Source organism: Gluconobacter sp. OJA (assembly GCF_039638325.1).
GTDB lineage: Bacteria > Pseudomonadota > Alphaproteobacteria > Acetobacterales > Acetobacteraceae > Gluconobacter > Gluconobacter cerinus.
Genome location: NZ_JBDIWI010000001.1, coordinates 760,963 through 773,526, shown reverse-complemented (window position 1 = coordinate 773,526; position 12,564 = coordinate 760,963). Strand labels below are relative to the sequence as shown.

General features: G+C 52.9%; 10 protein-coding genes. 6 read left to right on the top strand and 4 right to left on the bottom strand.

Going from position 1 to position 12,564, the window contains the following annotated elements; genetic code table 11:
* Complete coding sequence (locus ABDK75_RS03560; protein ID WP_346004997.1) at positions 1-1,149, top strand: glycosyltransferase family 1 protein; 1,149 nt, start codon at positions 1-3, stop codon at positions 1,147-1,149.
* 67 nt (positions 1,150-1,216) lie between these two features.
* On the opposite strand, the gene ABDK75_RS03555 is transcribed toward ABDK75_RS03560, so the two are convergent.
* The 3 genes from ABDK75_RS03555 to ABDK75_RS03545 are packed head-to-tail and all read right to left on the bottom strand — an operon-like array spanning position 1,217 to position 5,318.
* Positions 1,217-2,431 (bottom strand): glycosyltransferase family 1 protein, encoded by a 1,215-nt coding sequence (locus ABDK75_RS03555; RefSeq protein ID WP_346004996.1) that lies wholly within the window; start codon positions 2,429-2,431, stop codon positions 1,217-1,219.
* Entirely contained in the window at positions 2,428-3,795 is a 1,368-nt protein-coding gene (locus ABDK75_RS03550; RefSeq protein WP_346004995.1) for a capsular biosynthesis protein, read from the bottom strand. The genes ABDK75_RS03555 and ABDK75_RS03550 overlap by 4 nt, the downstream gene beginning before the upstream one ends.
* Positions 3,792-5,318 carry a hypothetical protein gene (locus ABDK75_RS03545; RefSeq protein WP_346004994.1) on the bottom strand — a complete coding sequence of 509 codons (1,527 nt, stop codon included), beginning with the start codon at positions 5,316-5,318 and terminating at the stop codon, positions 3,792-3,794. The genes ABDK75_RS03550 and ABDK75_RS03545 overlap by 4 nt, the downstream gene beginning before the upstream one ends.
* A gap of 268 nt (positions 5,319-5,586) precedes the next feature.
* Here ABDK75_RS03545 and ABDK75_RS03540 point away from each other — a divergent pair, with 268 nt between their 5' ends.
* Positions 5,587-7,020: an LTA synthase family protein gene (locus ABDK75_RS03540; protein WP_346004993.1), complete on the top strand. Its 1,434-nt coding sequence runs from the start codon at positions 5,587-5,589 to the stop codon at positions 7,018-7,020.
* A gap of 37 nt (positions 7,021-7,057) precedes the next feature.
* Here ABDK75_RS03540 and galE read toward each other — a convergent pair whose 3' ends face one another.
* On the bottom strand, positions 7,058-8,044 hold the full coding sequence (galE, locus tag ABDK75_RS03535; protein WP_346004992.1) for a UDP-glucose 4-epimerase GalE: 987 nt from the start codon (positions 8,042-8,044) through the stop codon (positions 7,058-7,060).
* A gap of 309 nt (positions 8,045-8,353) precedes the next feature.
* On the opposite strand from galE, the gene ABDK75_RS03530 reads away from it, so the two are divergent.
* From ABDK75_RS03530 to ABDK75_RS03515, 4 genes are read left to right on the top strand one after another with little or no spacing between them, the layout of a single operon-like run.
* Entirely contained in the window at positions 8,354-10,537 is a 2,184-nt protein-coding gene (locus ABDK75_RS03530) for a TonB-dependent siderophore receptor (protein WP_346004991.1), read from the top strand.
* A complete protein-coding gene (locus ABDK75_RS03525; protein WP_346004990.1) occupies positions 10,491-10,814 on the top strand; it encodes a hypothetical protein in 324 nt (107 codons plus the stop codon). Before ABDK75_RS03530 ends, ABDK75_RS03525 begins: the two co-directional genes overlap by 47 nt.
* Positions 10,811-12,274 carry a PepSY-associated TM helix domain-containing protein gene (locus ABDK75_RS03520; protein ID WP_346004989.1) on the top strand — a complete coding sequence of 488 codons (1,464 nt, stop codon included), beginning with the start codon at positions 10,811-10,813 and terminating at the stop codon, positions 12,272-12,274. Before ABDK75_RS03525 ends, ABDK75_RS03520 begins: the two co-directional genes overlap by 4 nt.
* Positions 12,271-12,564 carry a hypothetical protein gene (locus ABDK75_RS03515; RefSeq protein WP_346004988.1) on the top strand — a complete coding sequence of 98 codons (294 nt, stop codon included), beginning with the start codon at positions 12,271-12,273 and terminating at the stop codon, positions 12,562-12,564. Before ABDK75_RS03520 ends, ABDK75_RS03515 begins: the two co-directional genes overlap by 4 nt.

The window sequence follows — 12,564 nt, the reverse complement described above, 5'->3', positions numbered from 1 at the left end:
ATGCGGATTGGACTTGATACCCGCAATACGGGCCGTGCTGGTGGTACGGGCGTTGCAACATACGCAGCGACTTTGGGAGAAGCCTACAACGAGGCAGGCATTCGCCCGGCGTGGCTACATGATGACATGGCCACGCACGCAAATGTTCATAACTTTCCCCGGAAAATCAAACGCCTCGTCCGTAGCACTTGGCCCAATAGTTGCGTCCAGCAGACAGGTGACGGCTATATTGGTCACGACCTTTATCGAACAGCCGAAATAAGGGACCGGACGCTTCATAGGCCGATTTCCATAAAAGCTGACGTGCCACCGGCTCTGATGCATTGGACCTATCCGGTTCCCCTGCGGTGGCCAGGCATTCCCAATGTCGTGACGATCCACGACATTATTCCACTGCTCCACCCTGAGTTCAGCGACACTCCGGTCAAGCGCCTTCATAGACGTCTGAAATTCTGGTGTGACAATGCTGATGCCATTGTCACGGTTTCAGAAGCGGTCCGGCAGGATCTGATCCGTTTCTTCGGACTACCTCCGGAGAAAATCAGCATGCTGTCTCAATCGGTTTCGTTTCCAACAGACCTCATGGCTGAAGCGCTGACTGTCGAGGCTCCTTGTCCAAAAGACGGTTTTCTCTACTTCGGCACGATTGAACGTCGCAAAAATGTTGGACGACTGATCGAAGCCCATGGTCGCTCTGGAACAACTCGCCCGTTGACCATAATCGGCGCTTTAGGATTTGGGGGAGCAGAAGAGCTTCATGCCCTCAAGCATCATCCAGTTCCTGAGCGCGTGCGGATCCTGCCCTGGTGCAGCCGCCCGGCCTTAGTTCGCGCCATCAGAGAAGCACGATGCGTCGCTTTTCCGTCTCTGGCGGAAGGCTTTGGTCTGCCTATTCTGGAAGCCATGCTTCTAGGCACCCCCGTTTTGACGAGCCTGGGGCATGCAACAGAGGAAATTTCAGGAACTTCAGCGCTTCTTGTAGACAGCACAAACGTAGAAGCATTGGCTGGAGGCATTAAAACGCTCGACCAAGACGATGCATTATGGGCGGCTCTTTCGTCTTCAGGCCGGAAACGTGCACAGGACTTTGCTATTGAACCCTATGCACGACGCATGAAGAAATTCTACCAAACCCTGCTGGATGGGTGATCGCCCGCGATAGAAAACCAGTCATCTAGCAGTTATTTTAAATGGAATTTCGATAAATACTTTCAGATTACTGTATCAGTGAAAGTGCTTGCGCTACGCTCTCTTCCCAGGAAAGGGTGCAGAAGCTTTCTGTCTGTAACGTATGGTCTGTCCTGTCACACCCCGAAGCAGCGTAATGCATAATCGCGTCCAACCATGCCGGCCCGTCCAGAGGATCGAGATAGCTCGCCGCATATCCTCCGACCTCTCGTAAAACTGGAATATCGGAACAAAGCGCAGGCACGCCCAGCGACAAAGCTTCCGCAAGTGGAAGCCCGAAACCTTCGACAAATGATGGGAACAGGAGCCCGGAGCTGCCTTTCAGAAGGGTTTGAACCATCGTGTCAGGCAATGACTGGCACTCAATGACGTGTCCCTTGAGGGCTGGTGCGCGATCTAAAAGATCAAGAATATTCTCGTTCTCCCAGCCACGCTTTCCTACGATTACCAGTACAGGGGCCGAGGATGGTGCCTGTTCAACAAGACGACGCCAAACATTGAGCAAGAGAAGATGGTTCTTACGTGGCTCAATGGTGCCCAAACATACAAAATAGGGTCGTCCTTTGAGCTGATCGCGAATTGATGCGTCCAGTTCCATCGTGCGTGTATGGAGGTGAGGAGCATCGACCCCGTGAAGAACTGCGTGGACTGGAATATCGACTGAGAGTTCCCTCAGATGTCGACAGACCGTTTCCTTCACGTAGTGCGACGGTACAATAATGGAATCAGCATAATGTGCGACTGTCTTGAGACGGATTTCATGCCGCGCGGGCTCTCTCGGGCGAGAATATTCCGGGTAGTCTATCGGAATAAGATCATGAATCATCACCACGCACCGAGCACCTGTCTGCTTGAGAAAGGCACCGACCACTTTAGGGCGTGTCAGATGATGATGTGAAACATTAAGGTATATTGTGCCAGGAGCCATTGCCGCAGGCCGATGCCAGAACAGGCCACGATTAATCGCACCGCATAGGCGCGCGGCCGGCCGACCGGAACCAGATTGTCCCCACTGAAGTTCCAGGGCCTGTATGAACCGCCGCGCCGTGGCCTGGTCAATCATTCCCATCACACCAATTGGGTGCATGGCACAAAAGCGCGTTTGTTCTGATACATGAGCCAACAGGTATCGCGCATAGGCCAGCTCGACCCGATCAATGCCCGTTGGTACACTCGCTCCCGAACGGGAAAGAAGGCGTGAAATATCAAGAAGAAACGGAGATGTTGCCTGACTTTCCTTCACTCAGGAGCCCCTACTGCGTCCGCAACCTTTTCTGAAAGACGTAAGAGCGGACGGCTCATTCCATGCCAGAATTCATGCCCTTCCTCAGTCGCCCGTGTCTGAAACAGTTGAGGCGAATGTCGTTCAAGCTTTGCCACGACACCTTGCACCAGCTTGGACATGGCTTCGTCTGAGAAAAAGCCACCGGCGACAAGACAGTATTCGACCAGAACGCGCCTGAATGCCGCGAAAAGCTCCATATCCGGCTTTTCCGGGGTCTTCCAGAATGCGTCGAGTGTTCCCTCGTATGTAATGCCGGGAATATTGTAGATGGCCTGCCCCAGCGTAATAACCGGAATACCTTCTGCCAGAGCCAATGTACCAGTCGTACTATTGATTGTGATGACGCCTTCAGCCTGCTTGACCAGCAAGGCAATGTCACCCCCTTCGATAAAGCCTATCCGCCCGAGCACTCCATGACGGCGCCCGGAGCACGCAATAATATGCCGCCAATCGCGCAGACCATTATCCAGAGGATGCTGCTTGATAATCAGCCGCATATTTGCCGGTGCGTGAGCCGCAAAGGAAGAAATGACGTATTCAATCGCCTCCTGCATGCCACTAAAGCCCGAATGGAGACGGACCTGAGCATCCGCATCCAACTGAAGAGGAAAGAGCATATAAGGCGCTTTACAGGCCTCAAGCCTGCTCAGAACTTTCTTCGTACGTTCGGTAACAGCCTTACGACGCGAAAACCGCTTCAGCCAGCCCATTCCCTCAACAAGGGGATGCCAAGGACGATGATTTGTCCAATGCGGGAAATACCATCTCAAAAGAAGGTCAGCAGTATTATAGGCAATACCTTCCGCTGCACGCCTTTGAAAAGAAGATGGCACGGACCTGTGAGGCAGTTGGGGAGGAAGCAATTGCGCCTCCACGCGGTAATAGTCGGGATCGCGCGGTAAACGCGAGTGGCCGTTCACGCCCCCAAGTTCAAGCGTCACCCAGTCCGGCCTGAGATACCCTTCTTCAAAGACATGCATCGGAACCTGGAGCTCTTCACAGACCTTCGCTGCGGCCATGTGATGCAGGCGACAGTCTCCGAAAATAACGACATCCGTAATTTCGCGTTGCACAATGAAGTTGCGCAGAAAATCAGGCCAGTCTTCAAGGCTTCCCCGATAGTCCACACCACCTGGGAGGCGCCAGAAAAGCTTGTCTCCGCCGTTGAAGTTAATTTTGGAGACCTTGTAGCCATCCGCCAGCAGGGCTTCTCCGACGCGCTCAAAAAACGGCCCCATCAATCCCTGTAGAAACAGGAAATGCCGCGTTTTTAGAGGTTTGAGATGTTTCTTGCCGAAGTGGCTATCGCCCGGTGCCTTCATTTCGGCCAGATCCTCATGCGTGTATATTGCATTTTCCTACGTAAACGACCTTGCAATCTTCGTAAACGCACAGTGAAAGATGTTGTCCATATTGTTGGGTCTGAAAGTCTCTCAACAAGAACTTCAGGACCACAGGGTGTTCGGGTGACCGGATCCAAATAAAGCGGATAGAGAATGAGCGCCCCTGCCACAAGCTCTTCCAGTTGCAGCTTTCGTCCCCTACGGCCGGTGCTCGGAGCCAGATCGCACGTCAGCCCCCATCCTGCGTAGAATGGATTTCCATAAGTCGTCACCGCGCGCCCCCGTAACAACGCTTCAAAGCCTGCAAGCGACGTCATGGTATGAACTTCGTCTACCTGAGCAATCAAAGAGACCATTGGGCCACCTCGTACGATCTCGTCTGCATACTGCAGGGCGATATCATCTCTGACTGCACCGGGGCGATGACCTGCATCCACATCCGGGTGAGGACGAAAAACAATATGCGCATCGGGCATCCGATCACGAACATTACGAAGCAAGGAGAGGTTGTCGCTGACGTCCCCGCAGCCCAACCGGATGGATAGATCGTTACTGACCTGCCCCGGCACCAAAATAACCGTCTTCCCGGCAGGACGTGAAAGCAAGGAACCAACGTCAGCCGTACTCCCGTATTTGGAGACATTCCGCGCTACGAGTGTGTCAATCAAATGGCGAGCGCGAGCCCGCAGGCTGTCATCGAAAGAAGTCTCCATCAGGATCTTTTCAAGATCACTGGGGCGAGAAGGATCAAAATAGATACCCGACCGATCGAGCACGATAGAACAGGGAGGGAGAAGATCACTTCCGAGCCCGACAGACCGCAGAAAGCCATCTTCAACCTGGCAAATGCCCACACCCTGAGCCTTTGCCTTATTTTTCAGTCCAGACGGGATACGGCTGGACCAGGCAGCAATTATTCCTTTGCGACGTTGCGCTTCGCTTAAAGCGCCATACATGGAATGCCGAAAAAATATCCTCTTCCGGCTCACGTTGAAAAACTCGCGAATACGCTCGCGTTTCCACCATGCCATGCCAACGCAGACCGCCACATCCCGCGTCCGCTCCCAGGCACGACGGTCGTCAGAAACGATCCTTACCGCTTCGGTTAGATCGATTGACCTGCCATCGAACGGGCTACGCCAGGAAATGGCCCGTGTCAGCCATTCGAGAGCCATTGTTTCGGAAAATACGGCCCCGCCTTCTTCAGGAGACCATATTCTCACTAACCGACCATAAACTGCACCTAGAAGCGCTACGTCGTCCCGACCCGTTGTCCAGACTTCATCAACCTGTTCAAGCATGCTGTGCGGGTCCACCTGAGACACAACATGGCCGCCTGCGGCTCTGATCGCATCGGCATGATGCAAATGCTGGGAAATAACGACGACTTTCCGTGCATCTACCTGAGCCGTAACATGCTTCCACAAACTCCAGGCAAGAGCCGCGTCTGCTGGCAGCGACAGGAGAGTATTGCGCTCAGCGGAAAGCACTACTGACGGCAACCAGAAAGCTCCCCCAATCTTTGCACGCAGGATGTCATGCAGGATCGATGCAGCAGAATGACCTGGATTTTTGCTAGAGAATGAGGAGATACATCCCAGTTCAACATCCTTGCTCTCGGCCCTTGGCGGTCGCCTGAGCAAGACCGAGTCAATCGTAGAGCCTGTGCTTGATGGATGAAATCTCATAGACATGCTTTCTAACTGAAAGCCTGCTGCATCCGAAAGCCGATTTCGAATTCATGATTTATCTTTTTTCTGCGTCGTTTCTGTGAAGAACTTTCTGTTCTCCCTTTGCTGCACGGTCGTATTTTCGATCTTATTTGACAGATTCATTCGGCCAGATCGCAGTGGCTGGCGCGGATACACACTTCATACCCTGTCTATCCTGACTTTTTACGGCGCAACACTTGCGTTGACAGGGGGCTTTTGGGTTGCCTGCGTTCTCACGGACGCATTGTTTCTAGCCCTTGTCATTGCTTCCAACATCAAGTTTCGAGTGTTGGGCGAACCCTTAGTTTTCTCTGACCTGGCGGTCGCTGCCTCATTCCTGCGTTATCCACGCTTTTATCTTGATGCGATCCCGACTTTTCTGAAGATTATCTTAATACCTGCTGCATTGCTTGTCTTCGGATGCGTCATCGCATTTTCTTCTACTGCACTTACAGCTCATTTCGCCGGGTTGCTGATACTGCTGATCTCTCTCCTGGGCCTCAGTGCTGGCTGGAAATTTTACTGGCGTTCCAATGTTATGTTGCGGCCCAATCTTGAAGCAGACATCGTGCAATGCGGATTACTTCCGGTATTGCTCATTTACACGCTCAGATGGCGAGCAACACCGTCACCGGCGCCTGCCCAGCCACTGCCCGCGCGGAAAGCAGACACAGATCCAGCCCCTTTTCTGATCATCGTACAGTGTGAGTCCTTTGCAGATCCTAAAGATCTAGTTCCCAACCATCCACTTGCTCCCCTCCATAACTTTGAGCGACTAAAGAAAAATTCCGACCACTATGGGGCGCTCTCCGTCAGCGGTTTCGGCGCATACACAATGCGCACGGAATATGCTGTGCTCTGTGGGCGCAGTGAGGAGGAGCTTGGTTTTCGAGCCTTTGACCCCTTTCTTACAGCTCAGGATGAGCATACCTTTGGGTTACCAAATCGGCTTGCAGCCCTTTATGAAAAACGGCTTTTCGTCCACCCTCACGATCTCAGGTTTTACGGTCGAGATCGCCTGATGCCTGCGTTAGGCTTTACCACACTCGTCGGCCCAGATGATTTTGTACACGCTGAAACAGCCGGCCCCTACATCAGCGACAAAGCAATCGGTGAATACCTTCACGACCGCATCGTGTCGGCTGAAAAGCCGGAACTGATTTACGTCGTGACCATGGAAAATCATGGCCCATGGGACGCAGGCCGCCTGGATGCCCCAGATGCTCTAACGGCCTGGGAACGCCACGCTCGAAATGGTGACGCTTTATTGGGGAATCTGGACCGTACATTGCGTGACTGTGGGCGCCCCGCACATCTCATATTTTTCGGCGACCATCGCCCGTCAATTCCGGGATACGTTACGCCTTCAAAAATACGGTCAACGCCTTTTATTTCTCTTTCCTACAACACTCATAAAAGTGAGAAACTTTGCAATAATCCCAAAATACATCCCTCAGAATTACAAGATATGATTTTAAAAGTTCTTGCATAATAAAGTTAATTATAAAATTTACAATTTTCTAATTCATTTAATTTTCATACCCATATGGGTGTTTTTTCCGCCATTGCATGGCCGTATCAACAATACTGTCGAGATCACTAACCCTCGGTGTCCAGCCGGTTTCTTTTCGGAACGTATTAGAATTCGCTATAAGCATTGCAGGATCTCCTCCACGACGAGGAGCAGCCTCCCATAGGACTTTCTTCCCACTGACCCGCTCTACGCTCTGGATAATTTCCAAATTTGAATACCCACGCCCAGTGCCGATATTATAAGCCACGCTTCGGGTGTCGAGCTGACACAACGCACGGATATGTGCATCAGCAAGGTCGGTAACGTGAATATAATCGCGAATACAGGAACCGTCCCGGGTAGGGTAATCCATCCCAAAAAGCTTAAGCGCAGGACGCCGCCCCAATGCTACATCGATAGTCAATGGAATAAGATGTGTTTCGGGATTATGGTCTTCGCCGGCACGTCCCGCTGGATCAGCCCCAGCAGCATTGAAATATCGAAGTGTCGCACTTCTTAAGCCGTAAATAGCATCTGCCCAAAGCAAAACGCGCTCAATGAAAAACTTGCTTTCACCGTAAGGGGATCCTGGCTGCACAGCAGCATTCTCTGGAATAGGCTCCAAACGCTCAGGTCCACCGAAGAGTGAAGCGGTCGAAGAAAAAATAAATTTCTTAACTTTATTGTCGATACAGGCCTGTATGAGATTTAACGAAGTTAGATAATTCTGACGTAAATAATGCAAGGGTTCACGCATGCTGTCTGCGACAACTGAAAGTGCCGCAAAATGCATCACGCCATCCCAAGGTCCTTGCGCAACGATTTTAGCTGTTGCGGAAAAATCCAGAAGATCGACCTGGTGAAAGCCAACACTGTCCGGCAGAGCCGCACGATGGCCAGTACTCAGGTTATCAAGAACGACAACATCGTGACCGCCATCGAGCAGAGCAAGAACGACATGACTACCGACAAAGCCGGCTCCGCCAACAATCAGGAAACGCATCCAGACTACCCAGAAATTATGTAAATTACACGATAAAAAAATATTCCCAACTCACGAATACCAGAAATATTTTTTCGAGCAAATAAAAATAAACTGCCACCACATTCAAATCAAAAATATTACAATATAAATTGAAAGCAATAATAATTACGGAAAAATAACATAGTTCATCGTCAAAAATTTTAACCTGAACCTACTCACCCACAATGCTCACCCGAAAACAATAATTTTTTCAAAAAATTCTTATTGCGAATAATTATCATTTGAATAATAGTCCCGCTTCCTTCATCAAGCCACCGCGTGAGTCCCGTGCCCAGCAATTCCCGAATTACCCCTGCTATTGCCGGTTTGTGCCTTGTTTTCAGCCACGCTCACGCCGCTGACCAGACAACGACGACAACCCCATCAGACAACCATACGAACAGGAAATCGACGTCCACTCCTGCCAAGATGGAGCATATCTCCGTACGGGCACGCAGAATGGCGACCGTGGCGACGTCTGCAACGAAGTCGGATACGCCGCTGATCGAGACGGCTCAGTCTGTCACGGTCATTACACGTAATGAGATGGACGTTCGAGGCGTTCTGAACCTCAATCAGGCAGTCCGCTACACAGCAGGCGTCACTGCGGACCAGCGCGGCGGTGCGGTTGGCACGCGTTACGATCTGTTTGCTCTCCGCGGCTTCTCCGTCCCAACGTTTCTGGATGGATTGAAACTCCAGGACAGCCCCACAGGATACGCGGTGGCGCAGACCGATACATCACGTCTGGATCGGGTTGAAATTCTCAAAGGCCCCGCGTCTGCACTGTATGGCCAATCCAGCCCCGGCGGCCTGACGGCCCTCTCCAGCAAACTACCCACCGACCAGCGCTTCTACGGCGGGATCAATACAACGGGAGGCATGTTCGACCTTTATCGCGTCGATGCAGATGTTGGCGGATACGCAACAGACAATGGGTTTGTTCGGTACCGCCTCTATGGCACCGTCAACGGGCAACACACACAGCTAACCCGCACAGGAAGCCGCCGCTTTTCCATCAGCCCTGCGGTGACCTTCGGCGGGAATGGGCCAACAACTCTCACGCTGCTTGGAAATTACCAGTACGACCCTGAGAACGGGACTTACGGTGGCGTCCCATTGGTAGGCTCGCTCAAGCGGGCGTCATACGGCTATCTGCCCAGAAATTTCTATGATGGTGATTCATCCTTCGAAAAATACAATCGTCGCCAAGGGGCCATCACCTACATCTTCACTCATACATTCAATAATGACTGGAGCTTCACGTCTCGCGGCCGTTATGACGATGTAAAGACCCAATACCGCAGCGTCTATGACATGGGGTATTATGTCAGCGACGATACGCTGGCCCGCTCAGCAATCGAGACGTACGAACGTACCCACAACCTGGCGTTTGATAGCCAATTCAAAGGCAAAGTCCGGACAGGCCCGCTGCAGCACACGCTGATGTTCGGTTTTGATTACATGCAACAGAGCGCGACAGAAGTGGGATTTTATGGCGCAGCACCAGACCTGAACGTCTTTCATCCGAACTACAAAATGGCCATTGATCCGATGTCTCCATGGGTCAACTATCGGACGGACTCCCATCAGGTGGGCGCTTATGGGCAGGATGAGATCCGCTGGGACCGCCTGATCCTGACGGGCAGCATCCGCAACGACTGGTATCGCTCCCATCAGGTTGAGTCCAACTACAATTCAGACAGCCGTCAGAGCCCCAGCCAGATTACCTGGCGCGCCTCCGGCCTCTACCATTTTGATTTCGGTCTCGCGCCGTACATCAGCTATTCGACATCTTTCCAACCACAGTCTGGCGCCGTGTCCAGCGATGGCGGAAAGACCATGCATCAGGCTGCCCCGTCTCTCGGAAAGCAGCTTGAAGGCGGTGTGAAATATCAGGTTCCGGGAACCAGCATCCTGCTGACAGCGACCGGTTTCCACATCGAACAAACCAACGTTCTGGTTGCTGTCGGGAATACGGGGTACAGCACCGCCAGTGGTCTGGTTCATTCAGATGGTTTCGAGTTCGAAGCACATGCTGAGCCATATAAGAACCTGATGGTCACAGCATCCGTCAGCTTCCAGAAAGTCCGTGACGATTCAACCGGCAAACCCCTGATGCAATCGGGCAAAGGGAATTCCTCGCTGTTTGTTTTCTACACGATGCCATCCGGCCCTCTGAAGGGCTTCGGCTTTGGCGGCGGTATGCGATATTCTGCTAAGACCTATGGTGGCGAAGCATCTTATGGCAGCGTCTGGATTCCGCAGTATGCACTCTTTGACGGATCTATCCGCTACGATCTCAACAATCTATCCCACAGACTGCATGGCTGGACAGTTGCTGCCAGTGTCCGCAACCTGTTTGATAAGAACTATGTGGCGAACTGCCTTGCTTACGCCTCTTACAATCAGGAATTCTGCTATTATGGCGAACGCCGCAACGCACAGGCGAGCGTTGGCTACACCTGGTAAGTCCGGTCCGGCGCGCCAGCATCTGACCTTGCGTTTACTGGCGGCATTGCCCGGCGGATACGCATTGTCAGCGCTTGGAGGGATCTGCCTGAGCCTCTGGCTCCCCCTCTCCCGCGCAGATTGCGCTATGGCCGGCATCCTTGTCGGCCTGCTGGTCTGGCCGGTTACGTTCATGGCCTGCTTTAGCGTTGCCGATGGTCGCAAAGCTTTTGGCGTCACGCTGCTTGCGACACTCCTTACAGGAGGACTGGCTCTTTTAGAGGGCTGGAGACCGTGAAAAGCAATTTTCGCGTCTCCATGGCCTGGCTGCACACGGGCCTTGGGCTGATAACTGGATGGGTTCTCTTCGCAATTGCCCTGTCCGGAACGCTGAGTGTGTTCCGCCAGGAAATCAGCGTCTGGATGCGGCCAGAACTGAGCGCCACCAGTATCTCCCCGATTGAAGCAAGCGCTCACGCCGTAGAGTGGCTCACACAGAATGCCCCCGCATCTCCGGCCTGGTATCTGAATGCACCGACACAACAGGAGCCATTCACACTAGGGGTCTGGTCTGACCCCAAAGGCGTGTATTTGCAGAAAGCACTCAGCCCACAAACCGGCAGCCCTGACGGCATTCGACAAACCTTTGGCGGCGAGTTTTTCTACCGCTTCCATTTCGAGCTTCAACTCCCCTACCCGTTTGGTCGCCTGATCGCCGCCATCGCCGCGCTGGCCCTTGTCGTCGGCCTGATTTCCGGCGTCATTATTCACCGTCGGATCTTCACGGATTTCTTTACATTCCGTCCGGGAAAAGGACAGAGAAGCTGGCTGGATGCGCATAACCTTCTAGGCGTTCTGGCCCTGCCCTTCCACCTCATGATCTCCTTCACAGGCGCAGTTACGCTGGGGACCCTGCTTCTCCCATGGAGCACACAGGCCATTTACAAACATGATCTGATGGCGTCTTACACAGATCTGAATCCGGCCTTGAATACCCGTCCGCCCAGCGGCCATCCGGGCCATCTCGCGCCCATCCTTCCCATTCTTCAGGATGCAGAAAGACGCATCGGTGAAGCCGGCATCGCACAGATCTATATCTTCAATCCGACCGATCAGGCGTCAGTGATTACCATCACATCGGGCAACACGAACACCGTCAGCATGACATCACACACCCTGAATTTTGACGGCACGAACGGCCACCTTCTCAGCGAACATGTCGAAAAGCGGCCACTCATTGGTGCTTACACATTCCTGTATGGTCTTCACGTCGCACGCTTTGCGCCCGGTGTGACGAGATGGCTTTATTTTGTGTGCGGACTGATGCTGACCGCCGTTATTGGAAGCGGAATGCGCCTCTGGACGATCAAACGCCTGAGAAGCAACCCTCATCTCGGACACGTGCTGACAGAACGCCTGAATGTGGGGGTTCTGGCCGGGCTTTCCCTGGCGTTTGCATCCTATTTTCTTGCAAACCGCATCCTCCCCGCTGGCCTTTCGGGACGGGAAAATCATGAAATTCAGTGCGTTTTCATCATGTGGGCTCTCGCCCTGATTTTCGCCCTGTTCCGTAAATCAGAAGCAGCCTGGACCGAACTTCTGGCTGCCTGCGCTCTGGCATGTCTGGCCATTGCTGCCCTGGGGGCGCCATGGCGTGATAGTGTCAGCGCCGCGACAAGTGTAACGGCCGCACTTTTTGCCGGGTCGTTCGCCTATGCCGCCATCAATACCTATCGCAAGAAAAGACTTTCCCCATGATGGGGGCGACGCTGCTGTGTGGGCAGATTTCCATTCTGTTGATGGCGGCGGGTTCTGCTCGTGGCAGCGGAGTTTTCTTCAAAAAAGCCACGTCGGCGTCCTATCTGCTCGGCCTCAGACTGACAGGCTTCGCACTGCTGGGTTTAAGCCTGATGCTTCAACTCCATGGATCGCAAACGCCCATCATTGATGTCATCACATGGCTTGGCCTGCTCAGCGTAGAAATATTGCTGGCAGCCCTGCTCTGCACGACATTGAACGCCAAGAAAAATCCACCGCGCCGGAAATAG

What these genes read in the sequence shown, in the direction of transcription:
- galE (WP_346004992.1), bottom strand. Translation starts at nt 8,044, where the DNA reads ATGCGTTTCCTGATTGTTGGCGGAGCCGGCTTTGTCGGTAGTCATGTC.
- ABDK75_RS03560 (WP_346004997.1), top strand. Translation starts at nt 1, where the DNA reads ATGCGGATTGGACTTGATACCCGCAATACGGGCCGTGCTGGTGGTACG.
- ABDK75_RS03525 (WP_346004990.1), top strand. Translation starts at nt 10,491, where the DNA reads ATGGCGAACGCCGCAACGCACAGGCGAGCGTTGGCTACACCTGGTAAG.
- ABDK75_RS03515 (WP_346004988.1), top strand. Translation starts at nt 12,271, where the DNA reads ATGATGGGGGCGACGCTGCTGTGTGGGCAGATTTCCATTCTGTTGATG.
- ABDK75_RS03550 (WP_346004995.1), bottom strand. Translation starts at nt 3,795, where the DNA reads ATGAAGGCACCGGGCGATAGCCACTTCGGCAAGAAACATCTCAAACCT.